Source organism: Pusillimonas minor (assembly GCF_014237865.1).
Classification (GTDB): domain Bacteria; phylum Pseudomonadota; class Gammaproteobacteria; order Burkholderiales; family Burkholderiaceae_B; genus Neopusillimonas; species Neopusillimonas minor.
Genome location: NZ_JACJUU010000008.1, coordinates 42,458 through 63,640, shown reverse-complemented (window position 1 = coordinate 63,640; position 21,183 = coordinate 42,458). Strand labels below are relative to the sequence as shown.

18 protein-coding genes are annotated in these 21,183 nt (G+C 59.8%); 12 read left to right on the top strand and 6 right to left on the bottom strand.

All coding sequences use genetic code 11. The features are described 5' to 3' along the window. Positions 1-4: 4 nt before the first annotated feature. The gene (gene mutL, locus GTU67_RS10795; RefSeq protein WP_185780077.1) at positions 5-1,924 is read left to right on the top strand and encodes a DNA mismatch repair endonuclease MutL; all 1,920 of its coding nucleotides are present in this window, start codon (positions 5-7) and stop codon (positions 1,922-1,924) included. Next, positions 1,921-2,877: a tRNA (adenosine(37)-N6)-dimethylallyltransferase MiaA gene (miaA, locus tag GTU67_RS10790; protein ID WP_185780076.1), complete on the top strand. Its 957-nt coding sequence runs from the start codon at positions 1,921-1,923 to the stop codon at positions 2,875-2,877. The genes mutL and miaA overlap by 4 nt, the downstream gene beginning before the upstream one ends. A 114-nt stretch (positions 2,878-2,991) precedes the next feature. On the opposite strand, the gene purM is transcribed toward miaA, so the two are convergent. Further along, positions 2,992-4,041 (bottom strand): phosphoribosylformylglycinamidine cyclo-ligase, encoded by a 1,050-nt coding sequence (gene purM / locus GTU67_RS10785; protein ID WP_185780075.1) that lies wholly within the window; start codon positions 4,039-4,041, stop codon positions 2,992-2,994. Between the two features lie 78 nt (positions 4,042-4,119). Here purM and hda point away from each other — a divergent pair, with 78 nt between their 5' ends. From hda to folK, 3 genes are all read left to right on the top strand, one after another. Then, complete coding sequence (hda, locus tag GTU67_RS10780; protein ID WP_185780074.1) at positions 4,120-4,824, top strand: DnaA regulatory inactivator Hda; 705 nt, start codon at positions 4,120-4,122, stop codon at positions 4,822-4,824. An 82-nt stretch (positions 4,825-4,906) separates the two neighbouring features. Then, the gene (pcnB, locus tag GTU67_RS10775) at positions 4,907-6,268 is read left to right on the top strand and encodes a polynucleotide adenylyltransferase PcnB (protein WP_185780073.1); all 1,362 of its coding nucleotides are present in this window, start codon (positions 4,907-4,909) and stop codon (positions 6,266-6,268) included. Between the two features lie 61 nt (positions 6,269-6,329). Next, positions 6,330-6,821 (top strand): 2-amino-4-hydroxy-6-hydroxymethyldihydropteridine diphosphokinase, encoded by a 492-nt coding sequence (gene folK, locus GTU67_RS10770; RefSeq protein WP_185780072.1) that lies wholly within the window; start codon positions 6,330-6,332, stop codon positions 6,819-6,821. Positions 6,822-6,842: 21 nt separating this feature from the next. Here the strand turns inward: folK and GTU67_RS10765 are convergent, their stop codons facing one another. After that, on the bottom strand, positions 6,843-8,366 hold the full coding sequence (locus GTU67_RS10765; protein WP_185780071.1) for a fumarate hydratase: 1,524 nt from the start codon (positions 8,364-8,366) through the stop codon (positions 6,843-6,845). 75 nt (positions 8,367-8,441) lie between these two features. Continuing rightward, positions 8,442-9,209: a crotonase/enoyl-CoA hydratase family protein gene (locus GTU67_RS10760; protein WP_093970608.1), complete on the bottom strand. Its 768-nt coding sequence runs from the start codon at positions 9,207-9,209 to the stop codon at positions 8,442-8,444. Positions 9,210-9,445: 236 nt separating this feature from the next. On the opposite strand from GTU67_RS10760, the gene glyQ reads away from it, so the two are divergent. Genes glyQ through GTU67_RS10725 form a run of 7 tightly spaced genes read left to right on the top strand, consistent with a single transcriptional unit; the run spans position 9,446 to position 16,330 of the window. After that, on the top strand, positions 9,446-10,351 hold the full coding sequence (gene glyQ, locus GTU67_RS10755) for a glycine--tRNA ligase subunit alpha (RefSeq protein ID WP_185780070.1): 906 nt from the start codon (positions 9,446-9,448) through the stop codon (positions 10,349-10,351). Next, positions 10,348-12,489: a glycine--tRNA ligase subunit beta gene (gene glyS / locus GTU67_RS10750; protein ID WP_185780069.1), complete on the top strand. Its 2,142-nt coding sequence runs from the start codon at positions 10,348-10,350 to the stop codon at positions 12,487-12,489. The genes glyQ and glyS overlap by 4 nt, the downstream gene beginning before the upstream one ends. Beyond that, entirely contained in the window at positions 12,486-13,022 is a 537-nt protein-coding gene (gene gmhB, locus GTU67_RS10745; protein WP_185780068.1) for a D-glycero-beta-D-manno-heptose 1,7-bisphosphate 7-phosphatase, read from the top strand. The genes glyS and gmhB overlap by 4 nt, the downstream gene beginning before the upstream one ends. Positions 13,023-13,024: 2 nt before the next feature. Next, complete coding sequence (locus GTU67_RS10740) at positions 13,025-13,753, top strand: lysophospholipid acyltransferase family protein (protein WP_185780067.1); 729 nt, start codon at positions 13,025-13,027, stop codon at positions 13,751-13,753. Continuing rightward, positions 13,740-14,657, top strand: coding sequence for a M48 family metallopeptidase (locus GTU67_RS10735; RefSeq protein ID WP_185780066.1), 918 nt, complete (start codon positions 13,740-13,742; stop codon positions 14,655-14,657). Before GTU67_RS10740 ends, GTU67_RS10735 begins: the two co-directional genes overlap by 14 nt. Positions 14,658-14,668: 11 nt before the next feature. Beyond that, on the top strand, positions 14,669-15,064 hold the full coding sequence (gloA, locus tag GTU67_RS10730; protein ID WP_185780065.1) for a lactoylglutathione lyase: 396 nt from the start codon (positions 14,669-14,671) through the stop codon (positions 15,062-15,064). 36 nt (positions 15,065-15,100) lie between these two features. Then, positions 15,101-16,330, top strand: coding sequence for a nucleoside recognition domain-containing protein (locus GTU67_RS10725; protein WP_185780064.1), 1,230 nt, complete (start codon positions 15,101-15,103; stop codon positions 16,328-16,330). 98 nt (positions 16,331-16,428) lie between these two features. Here GTU67_RS10725 and rsmA read toward each other — a convergent pair whose 3' ends face one another. The 3 genes from rsmA to GTU67_RS10710 are packed head-to-tail and all read right to left on the bottom strand — an operon-like array spanning position 16,429 to position 21,121. Beyond that, complete coding sequence (gene rsmA / locus GTU67_RS10720; RefSeq protein WP_185780063.1) at positions 16,429-17,199, bottom strand: 16S rRNA (adenine(1518)-N(6)/adenine(1519)-N(6))-dimethyltransferase RsmA; 771 nt, start codon at positions 17,197-17,199, stop codon at positions 16,429-16,431. A gap of 17 nt (positions 17,200-17,216) precedes the next feature. Continuing rightward, positions 17,217-18,704, bottom strand: a complete 1,488-nt coding sequence (locus GTU67_RS10715) for a peptidylprolyl isomerase (protein ID WP_430459012.1) — start codon at positions 18,702-18,704, stop codon at positions 17,217-17,219. After that, entirely contained in the window at positions 18,701-21,121 is a 2,421-nt protein-coding gene (locus GTU67_RS10710) for an LPS-assembly protein LptD (protein ID WP_430459010.1), read from the bottom strand. Before GTU67_RS10710 ends, GTU67_RS10715 begins: the two co-directional genes overlap by 4 nt. Positions 21,122-21,183: the final 62 nt, after the last annotated feature.

Genomic DNA, 21,183 nt, shown 5'->3' with positions numbered 1-21,183 from the left:
TACGATGTCGCAACGCCCCGTAATTGCCCCCCTCCCCGATCTTCTCATCAGCCAAATCGCCGCCGGCGAGGTCATTGAACGACCCGCCTCGGTACTGAAAGAGATTCTTGAAAACGCCATTGATGCCGGCGCGTCCAGCATCGAGGTTCGTCTTGATGGGGGCGGTATTCGTCGTATTGCCGTCTCCGATAATGGTTGCGGTATTGCCCAAAACGAGCTGGCCCTTGCCTTAACCCGCCACGCCACCAGCAAAATAAAATCTCTCGACGACCTCGAATCGGTAGCCTCGATGGGCTTTCGTGGCGAGGCGCTGGCGTCCATCGGGGCGGTGGCACGGCTAACGCTTACCTCCCGCACCGACGATGCGCCCCATGCGTGGCAAATCACCGCCCAGCAACCCGACATCACCGCAGCCTCCGGCCCGCAGGGCACCACGGTCGACGTTCGCCAACTCTTCGAAAACGTGCCGGCCCGCCGGAAGTTCCTGCGTACCGAGTCGACCGAGTACGGGCACTGTGTCGATATCCTCGAACGCATTGCGCTGGCCCATCCCCAGGTTGCGTTCCGGCTGTTTCATAACGACAAGCCGCAACGACACTGGCGGGCCGGCGATATCGCCCAGCGCATACTTGACGTGCTGGGCAATGAATTCGTCAGTCAGGGCCTGGGTGTCAGTGTCGACCAGGGGCTGGTCAGGCTCGACGGCATGATTACACGCCCCACTTACGCCCGCGCCCGGGCCGATCGTCAGTATCTTTACGTCAACGGCCGGTATGTCCGCGACAAAACCGTCTCGCACGCCATCCGTCAGGCTTACGCCGACGTCCTGCATGGCGATCGCCAACCCGGGTTTGTCTTGTTTTTATCCATTGACCCAAATGCTGTCGATGTCAACGTCCACCCGGCCAAGCACGAAATCCGTTTTCGCGACAGCGGAGCCGTACACCAGTTTGTCGCGCGGGCGTTGTCACAGGTACTCGCCCAAACTGCCGGCGGCGGCCAGCCTGTGCCTGCGGATGCCGCACGTGTCAACAACGACCACACGCCTGAGGCCCCTTCTGGCCACGATGAAGCCCTGCCCCACGACACCGCCAACCGCGTTACCGGAAGCTCGCCGTCACCGTCGCCCAGCCATTTGGCGTCGCACGGCACACCCGCACCGGCGGGGCAATACCGCGCTCCCGCATTTTCGCCATACGGGCAGCATGCCCTTAACCTGCGAGATCGCGCTACCGCTGAAGCGCAGGGCACTGACTGGCAAACGCTGTACCGGCCACTGGCGCCCGCTGCCGCAACGGCCGGCACAACACGCACACAGCCAGCCCCCCTGCCCGATCACGAGTTCCCGCTGGGCATGGCACTGGCCCAGCTGCACGGCATCTATATTCTGTCGCAAACCGCAACCGGGCTGATTCTGGTTGATATGCATGCTGCGCACGAGCGCGTCGTCTACGAGCAACTGAAACGCGCCATCGACATGCGCGATCTGCCCAGACAAGAACTACTCGTTCCGGTCGTGTTTCAGGCAAACGAAAAAGATGTTGCCATTGCCGACGAACATGCCGAAACGCTTGAAGACCTGGGCCTGATCCTGCGCCCTGCAGGCCCGGCAACACTCATGGTGCGTGCCGTCCCTGCCTTGCTGGCCGGTGGCGACATCGAATCGCTGGCACGCAATGTGCTGGGCGACCTGTCATCGGTCGGGTCGTCGGCGCAGTTGCTTGAACAGCGCAACGTCTTGCTGGCCACCATGGCCTGCCACGGGTCGGTCCGGGCCAATCGACGCCTGACGCTCGACGAAATGAACGCGCTGTTGCGTAAAATGGAGCAAACCGAACGTGCCGACCAATGCAACCACGGGCGTCCCACCTGGGTGCACTGGTCCCTGCCCGAGCTCGACAAATTCTTTCTGCGCGGCCAATGAACCCTACCCCTATCTTGTGCCTGGCCGGCCCCACCGCCGCTGGTAAAAGCGCCTCGACCCTGGCGCTCGCGGCACGCTGGCCCATCGAAATCATCAACGTCGATTCGGCCACAATTTACCGGGAAATGAACATCGGCACCGCCAAGCCCACCCCCGCCGAACAAGCCATGGTGCCGCAACACCTGCTCGATATCCGCGACCCGGCCGAAAGCTATTCGGCCGCCGAGTTCTGTACCGACGCAACCACGCTGATTGACCAGACTCTTGCCCGGGGACGCATCCCGCTGCTTTGCGGCGGCACCATGATGTATTACAAAGCCCTGCGCGAAGGTCTGAACGACCTGCCCCAGGCCAACCCGGCACTACGGGCCGAGCTTGAAGCCGAGGCAGGGCAGTTGGGCTGGCCGGCACTGCATGCGCGCCTGGCCGAGGTCGACCCGGTCACGGCGGCGCGCCTGGCGCCCAACGACAGCCAGCGTATTCAGCGAGCCCTGGAAATCTGGCACCTTAGCGGGCAACCGATGTCGGTTTTGCTGCAACAACAAAAATCACAAAATGCCGGCACCGCACACCACTTCATCACGCTCAGCCTCGAACCCTCCGACCGCCTGGCCTTGCACCGGCGCATCGCGCTGCGTTACCAGCTCATGCTGGAGCAAGGCCTGATGAATGAAGTTGAACGGCTGTATGAACGGGGCGACCTGCACCCCGGCCTGCCGTCAGTACGGTGCGTGGGCTATCGTCAGCTGTGGGACTACCTGGATGGCAAGACCGACAAAGCCCAGGCGATTGAACAGGCGATTGCCGCAACGCGCCAACTGGCCAAACGGCAACTGACATGGCTACGCGCCCAACCCGATCGCCAGGTTGTCGATTGCCTCGCCCCGGACGCCGCCACCCAGGTGCTGGATGCGGCGTCGGGCGTGTGGTCAACGCATTACGCTGGCCTGTAGCGCAGTAACCCGTCACCCAATAAAACAAACCCCGCTGTAAAACACAGCGGGGTTTGGTTAGGGCATAAAACCCGCTAGGTTTTACGGGCCTTGCATGGCGTGCCTGTTGATGAATTAAACAACAACGGTTTGCGGCATATCACCGGTTTGGGCAACGATTTCGCCCAGACGGCTGACGCTCTCGCCATTTGCCGTCAGGGTGGCGGCAACCGCGTCGGCCTGATCAGCCGGCACAACAATGACCATACCAATGCCGCAGTTGAATACGCGATGCATTTCGGTGTCGGCCACATTACCGCCCTTCTGCAGCCACTTGAACAATTCGGGCATTTCCCAGGCATCGCGATGCAACCGGGCCGACAAGCCGGGCTGCAAAATGCGCGGTACGTTGTCGAGCAAGCCACCCCCGGTAATGTGGGCCAGCCCTTTGATAGCCGCACCGTGCGCCTTGAGCGCCGCCAGGACCGAACGCACGTAAATGCGTGTGGGCGCCATGACAACATCGCCCAAAGGCCGGCCACCCAGATCGTCTTCAGGCTTTGCGCCGGTGGTTTCGATAATTTTGCGCAGCAGCGAAAAGCCATTTGAATGCGCACCGCTGGACGCGAGCCCCAGAACGACGTCGCCTTCTTGAATGGACTTGCCATCGATGATGAGCGACTTTTCGACCGCGCCAACGGCAAACCCAGCCAGGTCGTATTCGCCATCGGGGTACATGCCGGGCATCTCGGCGGTCTCGCCACCTATAAGTGCACAATTGGCCAGCTCGCAACCTTTGGCAATGCCCCCCACCACGGCTGCAGCGGTGTCGACCGACAACTTGCCGCAGGCGAAATAGTCGAGGAAAAACAGCGGCTCGGCACCCTGCACCAGAATATCGTTGACGCTCATGGCCACCAGGTCGATACCCACCGTGTCGTGGCGCTGCCATTCGAATGCCAGACGCAACTTGGTGCCCACACCGTCGGTACCCGACACCAGCACCGGCTCTTTGTAGTTTTTGGGCACTTCGAACAATGCACCAAACCCGCCAATCCCGGCCATAACGCCGGCACGCATGGTTTTTGCCGCCAACGGCTTGATGCGATCGACCAGCGCGTCGCCTGCATCGATGTCGACACCCGCATCGCGGTACGTTAAAGAGGAGGATTGATTGTTTGTCATGAGAAAAGCCGTGGGATGTGCAAGAATTGCGTCTTAAATAAAATACCAAGGCGCATTTTACGCTTTTTACCGCCATCAATGACCCAACAACTGATCCTCAACCTGCTGCCTGCGCCTGTGCCTACACTGGACAACTATGTGCCTGGCAAAAATCAGGCGGCCATTGCCGCCTTGCAGAGCTGTGAACCGGGTCGGGCGGTATACCTGTGGGGGCCACCCGGCGCCGGCCGCAGTCACTTGCTGCAGGCACTGGGGTTTGCCGATCACGCCTTGTATATTCATCACAACAACGCCAATCGGCTGCTGCAAACCCTGGTCGAAGCCGATGTCATCGATTACCGGCGTATCGCGGTCGATGGGGTCGAGCGCTACGACGACGAGGCCCAGGCCGCCCTGTTTGCACTTTACAACCGGTGGCGCGAGTCGGCATCCAGTATGCATGCCTTTGCGCTGCTGGTGGCCGGCGACCGTGCCCCCATGCATATGCCTGTCCGCGAAGACCTGCGCACACGGTTGGGCTGGGACCTGGTCTTCAGGCTCGAACTGCTATCAGACGATGAGCGGGGCCAGGCCCTGCAGACCCGCGCCTCAGAGCGCGGGCTGCACTTGTCGCCCGAAGTCATCAACTGGATTCTTACCCACTACGCCCGCGACATGAACCGGCTGAGCCAGTTAATTGACGCGCTGGACCATTATTCACTGGCCAGGCAGCGGGCCATTACATTGCCGCTGTTGCGCGAGTTCCTGGCCCACGAAGACGCCACCGCCCTGGCCGCGCCCTGATGCACCGCCTGCAGTGTGCAACACCACCGTCGCCTCATGAATTTTCCAGACATGCCCCGCGCAAAGCCCTAAAATACCGACCATGCTTACCGAAACAATAAAAAACTTTGTCGGCCGACTGTTTTCATCGCCGGCCCGCGGCCCCGAACGCCTGAAACCTGAAAAACACGGCATTGACCGGCGCAATGTTTCCCGGCACGCCATCAAGGTATGCGAGGTGTTAAACCAGGCCGGGTACGATGCCTACATTGTGGGCGGCGCGGTGCGCGACCTGATTGTCGGCCTCGAACCCAAAGACTTCGATGTCGCCACCAACGCAACTCCAAACCAGATCCGCCCCCTTTTCCGGCGCGCACGCATCATCGGCAAGCGGTTTCAGCTGGTTCATGTGGTGTTCGGCCCCGAAATCATCGAAACCTCCACCTTCCGGGCGCCGGCCTCTGAAGACCAGGAAACCGATGAACATGGGCGTATTTTGCGCGACAACCAGTTCGGTACCAATGCCGAAGACGCTGCCCGCCGCGACTTCACCCTGAACGCGCTGTACTACAACCCGCTGACCGAAGAAGTCGTCGATTACCACCACGGCGTGGCCGACCTGAAAAAGAAAGTCGTACGCATGATCGGCGACCCCGAAACCCGTTACCGGGAAGACCCGGTACGCATGCTGCGGGCCGTACGGTTTGCATCAAAACTCAACGCCACCATCGACCCGGCCTCTCTGGCGCCCATCAAGCCCATGGCCCACCTCATCGAAAACGTACCCGCATCACGGCTTTTCGACGAACTCATCAAACTGCTGACCTGCGGCCACGCCATGGATTGCCTGCAGCAGTTGCGCGCACTTGGCCTGCACCGCCACCTGCTGCCCTTCATCGACACGCTGCTCAACGACGCCGACGACCGCAAGTTTCTCGAACTGGCCCTCGAACGCACCGACGTGCGCGTGCGCGCCGGCAAAACCATCAGCCCGGGCTTTCTGTTTGCCGCCCTGCTCTGGCGCATGGTCGACAAACGCTGGAAGCAAGGCATTTTCGACGGCGAGCCTCCCATGCAAGCGCTGGTAACAGCAGCGGACGTCGTTGTCGACGACCAATCAGGGCGTCTGGCCATTCAAAAACGTTTTCAGGGCGACATGCGCGAAATCTGGTTCATGCAGCCGCGTTTCGAACGCGCCACGCCCAAAGCCATCTGGCGCATGATCGAACACCCGCGCTTCCGTGCTGCCGTCGACTTCTTGCAGTTGCGGGCGGCGTCGCACGAAATAGACAGCGTTCAGGCCCAATGGTGGATGGATCTGGCGAATGCCGACCCTGAAGACCGCGCCGCGCTGATTGACCAGTACCAAGTGCGCAACCGCAACGAGGGCGGTGCGGCAAGCCGGTCACGGCGCCGTCGACGCCCACGCCGAAACCCCGCCGGCGCGGCGGCCAAAGTCCATTAAACCAGCAGCCGGCCCATTATGCTTGTCCCGGGCCGGCCTGGCCAATAAGCCGCTGTTCAACATGACCACCGCTTCAGACTGGGCAATTGCGTACATTGGCCTGGGCGCCAATCTGGGTGATACCGTATCCACACTCAGGCAAGCTCGCGAGGCCCTTGCCGGGCTGACCGGCATTCGCGCCGTCGTGTCATCCCCCTTCTACCGAACCGCGCCTGTCGACTCGTCCGGCCCGGACTATGTCAACGCCGTCGTTCAGTTGCAAACCGTGCTGTCTCCGCACGACCTGTTAACCGCCTTGCAAAAAATCGAACTCGATTTCGGCCGCGAACGCCCTTGGCGCAATGCGCCGCGAACGCTCGACCTCGACGTGCTGTTATATGGCGATGTCGTGCTGAACGACCCGACGCTGACCCTGCCCCACCCGCGCATGCACGAGCGCGCCTTTGTGTTGCGGCCATTAAAAAACCTTGCGCCAGACTTGATGCTGGCGCAAGGCTCTATAGATACACTGTTGGCCGGGTGCGCAGACCAGGGCATTGAACTGCTACCCTAAGCCTGCCACCCCCCGCAACACTTAAACCGGCTGAATGGCGATATCGGCGATGCGCGCCTGCCATTCTTTAGGCCCGGTCTGATGCACCGATGTACCGGTTGAGTCTACAGCCACAGTCACCGGCATGTCTTTCACGTCAAACTCGTAAATGGCTTCCATACCCAGGTCTTCGAAACCAACAACCTTGGCGCCACGAATGGCTTTGGACACCAGATAGGCCGAACCACCCACGGCCATCAGGTAGGCCGATTGATGGTTACGGATAGACTCGATGGCTACCGGGCCACGTTCGGCCTTACCGATCATGGCGATCAAGCCGGTCTTCTCGAGCATCATGTCGGTGAATTTATCCATGCGTGTGGCCGTGGTTGGGCCGGCAGGGCCAACGACTTCGTCTCGTACCGGGTCGACCGGGCCAACGTAGTAAATCACACGGTTTTTGAACTCGACCGGCAAGGGCTCGCCACGCTCGAGCATTTCTTGAATACGCTTGTGGGCGGCGTCGCGGCCCGTCAGCATTTTGCCCGAGAGCAACAAGGTTTGGCCCGGCTTCCAGCTGGCCACTTGTTCTTTGGTCAGGGTGTTCAGGTCGACCTGGGTCGACTTGTTGTAGTCGGGCGCCCAGTTCACGTCGGGCCAATCGGACAATGCCGGCGGCGTGAGTGCGGCAGGACCGGAGCCGTCGAGCACGAAATGCACGTGACGCGTTGCGGCGCAATTGGGGATCATCGCCACGGGCTTGGAGGCCGCATGGGTGGGGAACGTGTTGATCTTGACGTCAAGCACGGTGGTCAAGCCACCCAGACCCTGAGCGCCAATACCCAGCGCATTCACTTTCTCGTAAAGCTCGATACGCAGCTCTTCAAGCTTGTTCTGCGGGCCGCGGGCCAGCAGTTCGTACATATCGATGTCTTCCATAAGGGCCTGCTTGGCCATCAGCATGGCTTTTTCGGCCGTACCACCAACGCCAATACCCAGCATGCCCGGCGGGCACCAGCCAGCACCCATGGTGGGCACTGTTTTAAGCACCCAGTCAACCAAAGAGTCGCTGGGGTTAAGCATGACAAATTTAGATTTGTTTTCGGAACCGCCGCCTTTGGCCGCGACCTGCACATCAACGGTATCGCCGGCCACCAGCTCGACGCCCACAATACAGGGGGTGTTGTCGCGCGTGTTCTTGCGCGTAAACAACGGGTCGGACAGCACCGATGCGCGCAACGGGTTATCGGGGTTCAGGTAGCCCCGGCGCACGCCTTCGTCGCACAGCTCTTGCATGGAACGCTGCGAATCGATGCGCACGTTCATGCCGATTTTCAGGAAGACATTGACAATGCCGGTGTCTTGGCAAATAGGCCGATGACCTTCGGCACACATGCGCGAGTTCGTCAGAATTTGCGCAATGGCGTCTTTGGCGGCCGGGCTTTGCTCGCGTTCGTAGGCGCGGGCCAGATGCTGAATGTAGTCGGCAGGATGGTAGTAGCTGATGAACTGGACCGCATCGGCAATCGACTGGATCAGGTCGTCTTCTTTGATAAGGGTAGTCATGGCGGATTACTGTAATGGGGGTAAAAAACGGGGCGGGTCGGGCGGCGCCAAACCGGGGCCGCCTGACCATGAAAATTATTTGCCTTGCCAGACAGGCTTGCGCTTCTCGGCAAACGCGGTTGCACCTTCTTTGGCGTCGGCAGACTCAAAAATAGGCTGAACACGCGGACGCTGCAAATCGAACATATCGGACTGACGCCAGTCTTGGGATTCGAGCACGATGCGCTTGGCCATCTGGACAGCCAGGGGGCCATTTTCGCCAATAATGGTGGCCAGTTCCAGGGCGCCTTCAATGGCTTTGCCCGGCTCGACCAAACGGTTCACCATACCAAAATGGTAGGCGCGATCGGCGGGCAGCATTTCGCCGGTCAAGATGTATTCCATGGCAATGTGGTACGGAATGCGCTTGGGCAAACGCAACATACCGCCAGAACTGGGCACCAGACCGCGCTTGGTTTCGGGCAAACCAAATTTAACGTTGTTGGCCGCCACAATCATGTCGCAAGCCAATGCCAGTTCGCAGCCGCCCGCCAGGGCATAGCCTTCGACGGCCGCAATCAGCGGCTTTTTAGGGCTTTTTTCGCACAAGCCGCCCAGGCCGCGGCCTGGCACCAGCGGGCGCTGGCCGGTTTTGGCAAAAGCTTTCAGATCCATCCCTGACGAAAACGAACCGCCCGCACCGGTCAGGATGCCAATCACGACATTGTCATCGGCATCAAGCGCGTCAAAGGCCTTGGCCATTTCGTGTGCGGTTTCAAAGTTGATGGCGTTACGGGCCTCGGGGCGGTTAATGGTAATGACCATTACACGGCCGACCACTTCGGTTTTAACCAGATCTGTCATGTACAAAAGCTCCTGCGCAAAAAACGCGCTATTGAAAACAATCGATAACTCAATATCATACGACCTTTCAGGCTTCAACCAAAAATCGACGGGTGCAGAAATTACCCATCCGGCAGGTCAAATCACCGGTCTGCGGGGTGAAAATGAATACAAAGCCCGGCCCGCAAGCGGCGCTTCTTCGAAGCACGCTAAAATTGAACCCTTTTGCGGATTTTTCGCGCTTTTGGCTCTCGCACATGCTCACGTTTCAGCAAATTATCCTGACGCTCCAGAACTACTGGGACCAACAAGGCTGCGCCCTGCTGCAGCCCTACGACATGGAAGTTGGTGCCGGCACATCACATACCGCCACATTTTTGCGGGCCATCGGGCCCGAGCCCTGGCGTGCCGCTTACGTACAGCCTTCGCGTCGCCCGAAAGACGGCCGCTATGGCGAAAACCCCAACCGGTTGCAGCACTACTACCAGTACCAGGTTGTGCTCAAGCCTGCGCCGTCAAACATTCTCGACCTGTACATCAACTCGCTCAAGGCGCTGGGCATCGACCCCAACGAGCACGACATCCGTTTCGTTGAAGACGACTGGGAAAACCCCACGCTGGGCGCCTGGGGGCTGGGTTGGGAGGTCTGGCTCAATGGCATGGAAGTCACCCAGTTCACCTATTTTCAGCAGGTGGGCGGGCTCGACTGCACGCCCACCACAGGCGAAATCACCTACGGACTTGAGCGTCTGGCCATGTACCTGCAAGGCGTAGAAAGCGTCTACGACCTGGTCTGGACACAAACAGCCGACGGTCGCAAAATCTTGTACCGCGATGTTTTCCATCAGAACGAAGTCGAGCAGTCCACCTACAACTTCGAGCATGCCTCGACCGACATGTTGTTCGCCCACTTCAACGACTACGAAGCCGAAGCAACAAAACTCATTCAGGTGCCGTTGGCCCTGCCGGCCTACGAGTCTGCCTTAAAAGCGGCACACACCTTTAATATGCTCGACGCGCGCGGCGCCATCAGCGTCACCGAACGGGCCGCCTACATCGGCCGTATCCGCAACCTGTCGCGCGCCGTCGCCCAGGCCTACTACGATTCACGCGAAAAACTCGGTTTCCCCATGCTTGATCAAACTACAGGGGCTGCGCAATGACCACAGCCCAAGTACATCCTCTTCTTGTCGAACTGGTCACCGAAGAGCTGCCCCCGAAGGCCCTGAACAAACTGGGCAAAGCCTTTGCCGAAGGCATCAGCAGCGTGCTGGCTAAAAAACAATTGCTGTCGGCCGACTGCAAGGTCACCGATTACGCCACACCCCGTCGTCTGGCCGTGCACCTCAGCCACGTCCTCGACCAAGCCCCTGAACAGGCATTCACCGAAAAGCTCATGCCGGCCAAGGTCGGGCTGACCCCCGACGGCCAGGCCACCCCGGCCCTGGTCAAAAAACTCGAAAGCAAGGGGCTGGGCCACTTGCAGCCGGCCGACCTGGTCAGTGAGTCTGACGGCAAGCAAGACTACCTTTATGCCAAAGGCACAGCGCCGGGCGCGCTGCTGCCCGAGTCGCTGCAAGAGGCCCTTGAGGCTGCCATTGCCGGCCTGCCCATACCCAAAGTCATGCGTTATCAGCTAGACGACGGTAAAACCAGCGTCAAGTTTGTCCGCCCGGCCCACCACCTGGTGGCGCTTCATGGCGCCAACATCGTGCCCATTGCCACGCTGGGGCTTAATGCCGACCGCATCAGCAATGGCCATCGGTTCATGGGTAAAGCAACGTTGTCCATCACTTCGCCAGACACCTACGTTGCGCAACTGGCCGACGAAGGTAAAGTCATTGCCAGCTTCAACGATCGTCGCGCTGCCATTGCCCAACAACTGGCCGCACAGGCCACAGCTTTAGGCGGCACCATCGGTCAAGGCCCCGAAGTCGATGCGCTGCTCGACGAAGTGACGGCGCTGGTCGAACACCCCACTGTCTATGCCGGTCAGTTCGACCCCAAATTCCTCGCGGTTCCGTCCGAATGCCTGATTCTGACGATGCGCCTGAACCAAAAATATTTCCCGCTGTTCGAGCCCGGCACCGGCAAACTCACGCACCGGTTCCTGATCGTCAGCAATATGCAGGTCACCGACCCGCGCCACATTATTGAAGGTAACGAGCGCGTCGTTCGCCCCCGTCTGGCCGACGCCCAGTTCTTCTTCGATACCGATCGTAAAAGCACACTCGAAAGCCGCGTCGAATCGCTGGCCAACCGTGTCTATCACAACAAGCTGGGTTCGCAACGCGACCGCATCGAAAGGGTGCGCGCCATTGCCCGCTACGTTGCGGCACAACTGGGCGGCAACGAACAACACGCCGACCGTGCCGCACTGCTGGCCAAAGCCGACCTTAATTCAAATATGGTGGGCGAATTCCCCGAACTCCAAGGCATTATGGGCGCCTACTACGCCCAGGGCGATAACGAAGCCGCCGACGTCGTCACTGCCATTGGCGAACAATACCGTATTCGCCTCGACGAACCCGTCAACGCCAACAGCCTGACCAGCGCCATTCTGTTTATTGCCGAACGTGCCGAAACGCTTGTTGGCATTTGGGGCATTGGCCTGGTTCCCAGCGGCGAACGCGACCCGTACGGCTTGCGCCGTGCCGCACTGGGCCTGATCAGCGCTTTCGAGCAACTTGCCGCAGGCGAATATATCGGCCCCGGCAAAACAGGGGCGTTGGCCTTGCGCAGCCTGCTCGACAAAACCGCCGAAACCTTCAGTCAGTTCGGGCTGGCCACCACCACGGTCGACGAGGTCACCGGTTTCATCTACGAGCGTTACCGCAACCAGCTCGGCGCCGATCACGACCGCAACGTGGTCGATGCCGTACTCAGCCTCGAGCCGCCCCTGCACGAAGTCCAGGCGCGCGTGGCAGCCTGCACCAGCTTTGCGCAAATGCCCGAAGCACAAAGCCTTGCCGCCGCCAACAAGCGCATCACCAATTTGCTTAAAAAGGCCGACCACGTCCCCGAAAGTGTCGATACGGGCAAGCTTACCGAACCAGCCGAGCAAGCGCTTGCGGCGCAGGTTGCACAGGTCGAACCCGAAGCACGCCGGCAGTTTGCCGAAGGTGATTTCGCCGGTTCGCTGGCCACACTGTCGCATACCCGCGATGCCGTCGACCAGTTCTTCAACGACGTCATGGTCATGGCCGACGACCCGGCTGTGCGCAACAACCGCCTTGCCCTGCTTGGGCAATTAGGGCGGCTGATGAACCAGGTTGCCGATATTTCAAGGTTAGCCCAGTGAAACTCGCCATCATCGACCGTGACGGCGTCATCAACCACGACAGCGACGCCTACATTAAAAGCCCCGACGAATGGGTGCCTATCCCTGGCAGCCTCGAGGCCATCGCTCGTTTGTCACGCGCCGGCTGGCGCGTGGTGGTAGCCACCAACCAGTCGGGGCTGGCCCGAGGCTTGTACAGCGTTGAAACACTCAATGCCATTCATGCCAAGTTGCGCCACGAACTGGCGCAAGTGGGTGGGCAGGTCGATGCCATTTTTATTTGCCCGCACGGCCCTGACGACGGCTGCGAATGCCGCAAACCCAAGTCCGGCATGTTCCTCGACATCGCCAAACGTTACGACATCAGCTTGCAAAATGTCCCCGCCGTGGGCGATTCGTGGCGCGATCTGCAAGCCGCCGCCAACGTCGGCTGCGCAACCTGGCTGGTACTTACCGGTAACGGCCGCAAAACCTGGGACAAAGGCGACCTGCCCAGTGGCACCCAGGTGCGCGAGAACCTGGCCGAAGTCGTCGACGCCTGGCTCGAAGGGTAGTTATGGCCGGTATCCGCTCCGCACTCTACATGCTGTTCCTGATCGTCACGGTCATTCCCTATGCATTTGCATGCCTTATATGGTCGCCGTTGCCGCTTAAATGGCGTTACCGGCTTACCATGGGCTGGCCGCGGCTGGCCGTATGGGGCGCCCGCATCATCGTCGGCATACGCTGGGAAATCAAAGGGGCTGAAAACTTCCCCGACGGCCCTGCCATCATCCTGTCCAAGCACCAGTCCGCCTGGGAGACCCTCTTTCTGCCGGCTTACTTGCCGCGCCAGGCCTGTTTTGTTTACAAAAAAGAGCTGCACCGCGTTCCCTTTTTTGGCTGGGGTCTGGCGCTGTTAAAAATGATCCCGATCGACCGGGCCAAGGGTCGCGATGCGTTCGAGCAAGTCGTCAAGGTCGGCAAGCTTCGCCTGCAAGAGGGGCGCTGGCCGGTCCTGTTTCCCGAGGGTACCCGGGTGGCGCCCGGTAAAACCGGCCGCTATAAATCGGGCGGCGCCATTTTGGCCACCCGTACCGGCGCCCCTGTTATTCCGGTGGCCCTGAATGCAGGAGAATGCTGGCCCCGAAACGCCTTCATCAAAAAGCCCGGGCTTATCACCGTCTCTATAGGCCCGGCCATCGATAGCGCCGGTCTGGATGCCGACATGCTGAACCAGAAAGTGCAAGACTGGATTGAATCCGAAATGCGGGTACTGAATCCGGAGCGCTATGGCAAAGACTGAGCAACTGCCGCTCTTTGACGCCGGCTATGACGCCGCGGAAGGCGTTGCGGCGTTCGCCGTTTCGCCAGAGCCCGTCCATGTCACGCCCCCCGCCAAACACGGCGGACCCAACCGCAGTACCCCGGTCGATATCGCCCCCCCGCCGTCGTTGCCGCCAGGCGCCAAATGGCGCGAAATTTCCACCCCGCACCAATCTATTGGGTTCACCCTGGTTCGATCCAAACGGCGAAGCATCGGTTTGCAAATTACCGATGACGGTTTACGCGTCACGGCCCCTCAATGGGTAGGCCTGGGGCAAATCGACGATGCCGTCGTTCAGAAAGCCCCCTGGATCTTATCCAAACTTGCCCATTATCAAGACCGCAAGCAACGTTTGGCCATGGCGCAAACCCAATGGCGCTGCGGCGGGCAGATCGCGTACCTGGGCAAGCAAATTACACTGAAGCTTGGTCACCCCGGCACGGCCAACCATACTTTCGGCGGCGATGCCCTGCGGCCCGAGCCCAACAATGTGCTGCACCTTAACCTGCCCGCCCATGCCGACCATGCCCGTATCCGCGACAGCGTCGATACCTGGCTTCAGGCACGTGCCCGGCAATGGTTTGGCCTGCGCCTTGATGACTTCCATGCAAGGTTTGGCGTTATGCCCGGGCAATGGCGTCTGTCGGCCGCGGCCACCCGTTGGGGGTCCTGCAACTCGGCAGGCCACATCATGCTCAACTGGCGCCTGGTTCACTTCCAGCCAGACATCATCGACTATGTCATTGCCCACGAGCTGGCCCATTTGCGCTTCATGAATCACAGCCGCGACTTCTGGCAAGAAGTCGAGCGGCTTTGCCCCTCATTTAAATCGGCACGCGACTTTTTGCGCGGCCACGACCCGGCTTCACTGCCTTTGCTCTAAGGAGACCTGTTATGCGTATGTTGCACACCATGCTGCGCGTCGGCAATCTTGACCAATCTTTGGCGTTTTACACCGAAGTCATGGGGATGAAACTGCTGCGCAGAAAAGACTACCCCGAAGGCAAATTTACCCTGGCGTTCGTGGGCTACCAGCCCGAAAACGAAGGTGCAGTCATCGAACTGACCCACAACTGGGACACCGATAGCTACGACCTGGGTACAGGCTACGGCCATATTGCCCTTGAAGTTGAAGACGCCTACGCGACCTGCGACGCCATTCGTGCACGCGGCGGCAAGGTGGTGCGCGATGCCGGCCCCATGAAGCACAGCACGACGGTCATCGCGTTCATCGAAGACCCGGACGGGTACAAGATTGAACTGATCGAACGCAAAGGGCGACAAGACTAAACGCCGGCATTCATAGCCCGCCTTGGCGCAGTCGCAATGCTGAACACACTCTGGCTGGCCTTTTTTTTAATCGGCGCCGTCAGCGGCCTATACCATTGGCTGGTCCTGGCCGACCCCGACGTGTTTGCACGCATCGTGCAAAGTCTGTTCGGCATGGCCGAACTTTCTGTCAGTATCATGGTGCTGCTGTTTGGCACCCTGACCCTCTGGCTTGGCTTTTTACGCATTGCCGAAGCGGCGGGCTTGGTTGACGTGTTGTCGCGGTGGCTAAGCCCTTTGTTTGCGCGCCTTATGCCTGGTGTGCCCCGGGGCCACCCCGCCCTGGGCCTGATTACCCTGAACTTTGCCGCCAATGGCCTGGGCCTGGACAATGCAGCCACACCCATTGGCCTGAAAGCCATGCGCGCGCTGCAAACGCTCAACCCTCGCCCCGACACCGCAACCAACGCACAAATCCTGTTTCTGGTGCTCAACACGTCTTCGCTGACGCTGTTGCCCGTTACCATTTTCATGTATCGCGCCCAGCAAGGCGCCGCCGACCCTACGCTCGTTTTCCTGCCTATTTTGCTGGCCACGGCAGCGTCTTCCCTGGCGGGTTTGTTGGCGGTTATCGCCGTACAGCGCATCAAGCTTGCCGACACCGTTTTGCTGCTATGGCTGGGCGCAACAATCGTCTTGCTCAGCCTGTTCATGGCCTTCCTGGCCACCCTCAGTGCCACCGCCCTGGCCGCCCTGTCATCGCTTCTGGGTAATCTGACCTTGTTCGGTCTGATCATTGCATTTTTAATTGCAGGCGCCTGGAAAAAAGTGGCGGTTTACGACGCATTTGTCGAAGGCGCCAAAGAAGGGTTTGATGTCGCAAAGAGCCTGCTGCCGTATTTGGTGGCCATGCTATGCGCCATAGGGGTGATGCGGGCCTCCGGGGCGCTTGATGCCTTGCTCGACGCCTTGCGCTGGCTGGCAAGCACGGGGGGGCTCGACACCCGATTCATCGACGCCATGCCCACGGCGTTAACCAAGCCCTTTTCGGGCAGCGCCTCGCGCGCCATGATGCTCGAAACCATGCAGCACTTTGGCGTTGACAGTTTCCAGGGCCTGCTGGCTGCCACGGTACAAGGCAGTACCGAAACCACGTTTTATGTACTGGCAGTCTATTTTGGCGCGGTGGGCATCCAGCGCGTCAGGCATGCCGTAGGCTGCGCACTGGTTGCCGACGCAGCCGGTATTGGCGCGGCCATAGCCGTTTGTTACTGGTTTTTTGGCTGACCATAAGCCCTGCTAAAGGCTTGCTTGAACACAGCACGCACAACTTAACCGCGTATGCCGCTTAAGCGCGCCCGATGCGCCCACCCGCGCAAGCCTGTTTAATTAATAAGTGAATCGGCCAACGCCATGAACTGAGCCACCGAGAGATCTTCGGCGCGCGCCGTTTCGGGTATGCCCAGGTCGTCCCAGCGAATACGCCCCGACCAATCTGACAGACTTCGGCGCAGCATTTTGCGACGCTGGCCAAATGCCTTGGTCACCACCTGCTCGAATAAGGCCTGGTCTTGCGGACGCGGCCTGTCGGCCGGCAACGGCACCATGCGGACAATCGCAGACACAACCCGTGGCGGCGGATCGAAAGCCTCGGGCGGCACATCGAAAAGCTTTTCCATGCGATAACGCGACTGCAACATGACCGTCAGGCGACTGTAGTCGGATGAACCGGGCGCTGCCACCATGCGGTCGATAACCTCGCGTTGCAACATGAAGTGCTGATCGATAATGTGATCGGCATAATTCATGAGCTGAAAAAGCAAAGGGCTGGAAATGTTGTAAGGCAGGTTCCCTACAACGCGCAAACCATCGCCCAGCGTGGCAAAGTCTACGGTCAGCACATCGGCTTCAATCACCGTCAGGCGGCCGGCCGGATAACGGTTGCGTAGCCGCGCGGCCAGATCTCGATCGATCTCGATGACGGTAAGGTGGTCGAGCGCCTGAAGCAGCGGGCCTGTCAGGGCAGACAGGCCGGGGCCGATCTCGACGATGCGCTCGGCGGGCATCGGCGCGATGGCCCGGACGATTGACTCGATAACTGAGGCATCGACCAGAAAGTTCTGACCGAAACGCTTGCGGGCCTGATGTTGCGCCATAACCGGTTCTGTATCGCCTAGCGGTTGAAACGGTTGTTGTTGGCGCGTGGCGCCAAACGGTTATCAATAAAGGCCTGGCTGCGGATCTGGCTTAACCAGTCCTCGAATGCCGGGCCGGCCTGACGCTCGAACAACACCTGACGCGCACGCATACGTTTGAACTCGTCTTCCATGTCGCGTGTACGACGCTCTTCGACCTGAATAATGTGCCAGCCAAACTGCGTCAGCACCGGCTCACTGATTTGCCCGGGTTGCAAGGCATCCATAGCCTGCTGGAAGGGTTGCACGGTCTCGCCCGGGGTCAGCCAGCCCAGGTCGCCGCCTTCGGGGGCCGAGGCGTCATCAGATGAGCGGCGCGCGACTTCGGCGAAATCTTCGCCCATGACAATCCGCTGGCGCAAATCGCGAATACGCGTGAGCGCACGCTCTTCGGTGGTGACCTGGTCGATCTTGATAAGAATGTGGCGTGCCCGCGTCTGGGTGACCATCATGGGGCCTTCTTGCGCGAACATTTCTTGCTGGGGTTGCGGCACCCCCGCATTGGCGGCCTGCGGCTGCGCCGGTTCGGGGCCACGCGTGGTTACTTTGAGGATATGGAAACCATTGCCGCTTTGGACGATGTCGCTGACATCGCCGGTAGCCACGTTACTGACCGCACGCAAGAACAGGTCTGGCCAGCCCTCAGTGGGGCGCACCCCCATATTGCCGCCCTCAAGCGCCTCGGGGCCATCGGAGGAGGCTGCCGCCACACTGGCGAAGTCGGCACCACCGCGTACTCGCGCCAGCAAGCTGTCGGCTTTGGCGCGCAGCTCTTGAATTTGCTGTGTTGACGCGCCTTCGGGTACCTGAACCAGAATCTGGGCCAAGCCCAGCTCGCGCGGCACGGTTTGCTGCGCCGCGGCGCCACGCTGCACACCACCCAGCAAATTATTGCCCGTACGCCCCTGGCTGTTCAAAAAGGCATCGACCTCGGCATCGGAAACAACGATCCGGCTATCGACAGCACGCTGACGCACCATGTCGGTAAGCATTTCTTGACGCAAAGAGTCAAGATAATAAGACCAGGCCACGCCGGTTTTTTCAATTTCGGCACGCAGCTTTTCTTTGCTCATGTTGTTGCGCTGCGCGACAGAACCCACCGCGTCTTGAAGCTGCTGATCAGAGATTTCGATGCGCAACCGCTCGGCCTCCTGACGCACCAGCGTTTCGGTGATCATGCGCTGCAAAACCTGGCGACGCAGGACTTCGTCGTCGGGTACCTGAATATTTTGGGATTTCAGCTGTTTACGCGCGACATTGACCTCGGCATCGACCTGCTGCAACGTAATAACCTGCTTGTTGATCACGGCAGCGATGCCATCGGCAAAACGTTGTGGCTGCGGCGCGGCTGCGGGCGCTGCAGCTGCCCTGGGCTGGGCGCTGCCCGCCTGAGGCCACGAAAACAGCCCGACAACCGGGATCATCAGCACGGCAAGCCGGCGATTGATGTGCACACAACGCATTATTCATACCTCTCGAAGGTGGTTTTGTTGGGTATAGGCGGCGTAACCGGCTCGTAACCCGAAATATTTCGACCCAGGAAGTTAAGCGGGTCGGTACCCAGCGACCCCAGGCCCGTGAGCTCGAGTTGCAGGAACAGCGCGGTATTTTTGTCGCCCAGCGACACCGCGTACCGTTGGAACACCACACGCGCCGCCCAACAGCAATCGCCCTTGTACTCAAGACCCATAATGGTTTGCGTCGAGCGCTTTTCCTGGATGGAGTAATCGACGCGCCCCATGGCATACAGCTTTTGCGTAAGGGGCCATTGCGTGGACACGACCAGATTCTCTTTGGAGCGGTCGATGTAACCCGGAATATTGAACCCGTTGGGGTTGGTGATTTGCTCTGGATCGCGCTCGTAGCGATAAGTCGCCGACAACGTGGCCAGACGCTTGGGGTGCCAGCGCAAGCCCGCCGTCATACGATTGCGCTCGTTGGATTCGGGGTTGAACTGTGCATCGAAGCGCACATTGAGCTTGTCGGTAAGCGCCGCATACACACCCACCAGGTAGTCGGATTTTTGGTCTACCCGGGGCTTGCCACCCGGCAGCGTAACCCGCCTGTCAGAGAAATACCGCCGCTGCGCTACCGAAAGCGACAGACGCTCGAAACCCGAGTTGGCATCGAGCCAGCGTGATGTCAGGCCAAGCGTAAGCTGATTGGCATCGGCGATGCGATCCCAGCCACCGCTGAAGTAGTTTTCATCAAACGCCTGCCCGATATTGAATGTGGCCACACCCGTGTCGTACACAGGAATGCTGGACTGGTCACGATAAGGCACCCGAAGGTAGTAGAGGCGGGGCTCGAGTGTTTGCACGGCGGCTTTGCCAAAAAAGCTGGCGTCGCGCTCGAAGGTCATGCCCGAATCGAGAGACATGATGGGCACAACACGCGACTGCGTGCGCGGATAGGCGCTATACCCGGTGGCGCCGTACTGGGATGGGGTGTACCAGTCGGTGTTGTACTGGCTTAAATGAACACCCACTTTAGGCGTTACATACCAGCCCGAACGCACAATAGGCATGGACACCGTGTTATACGACTTGAAACGCGTGCCATCGGGCCCGAGCCGCTGCCCGTCGACATACCCCGCGTAGCCGCCGCCGTCGTAGCGCGGCAATACAAACCGGGTGACATAGTTTGAAGACACCATGTCAAGCCCGTTCCAGTTGTAGCGCGCGCCCGAGATGTTGAGTTCGGGTTCTTTATTGTAGGGCGGTGTGCGATACGCCGCCCCGGCCGTGGTGTCTTGCAGGGTTTGGTAGGTGTAATGCTGGACCGTTGCCGACCAATACGGGCTGCCGGCCCAACCTACCGTCAGTACCCGGGGCAGGTAATCGATAGAAGCCTGGTTGATGCCGATTGTTGAAAAGTCACGGAAGTAGTTGTCGTCGGACACCGCATTGATGTCGGCCGACGCATAAAAACCGTGCCCGAATGTTTGCGTGTGCTGCCACGAGTACATCCAGCGCTTGTCTTGCGTTTCTTTGTCGTTGCCCAGGTACGAGCCAGCCAGCTGGCCGGTATACGATTGCCCCAAATAACGGAACTCGGCGCCCCACTGCACGCCCCGCTTCGACATATAGCGCGGGGTGACGGTTAAGTCGTAGTTGGGCGCCAGATTGAAGTAATAAGGCAGGGCGAACTCGTACCCCGAATTACTTGAGCCGCCGTAACTGGGAATAAGAAAGCCTGATTTTCGTTCTTTGCGCAACGGGAACGACAGGTAAGGCGATGCCAGGATAGGCACGCCTTTGAAGTAAAGCACCCCGTTGCGGGCCACACCTTCGTTTTCTTCGGTGTCGAAGTCGACCCGGGGGGCAGAAATGTACCAGGCCGGGTCGGGGCAGGGACAGGCCGCGTAGGTCATGTCGGTAAGCCGCATTTGCGAACGGCTGAATATTTGCGCCCGCTCGGCTGTACCCGAACCGCCGCCGGCGCCCAGCCAGAAATCGGGCGTAGTGATTTCGCCGGTTTCGCTGTCGAAGTTGTAATGCAATTCGGGGCCGCGAATAATATTGCCGTCTCGCATCATCATGCCGTCGCCCCAGACATCGACCTGCCCGGTGTCGCGCAGGTAATCGATGCGGTCGCCCTTGACCACGGAATCGATACGACGCACCTGAGCCTTGCCCGTCAGGGTTATCTTGCCGTCAGGGTCGGTTTCGACCTGGTCAGCCACAATAAAAGACGTTTTGTCGTCGTCTTTAAGACCACCGTGTACCCGCAACTGGCTTGATTCGGCCAATGCAGGCTGCGCGTCAGCCGGAATTTCGGTGATGGTTAGCTTGGGCACAGGCATGGTGGCGTCACGCCCGCTGGCCTGTGCTGCCGACACGCTGGTCACCGCCAAAAGAACTGCCCACCCAACAAAACGCACGAGAATATCGCCCCAGAAAACGGATTATGATTTTGGCCACCAGGCCGCAACAAATATTTGCA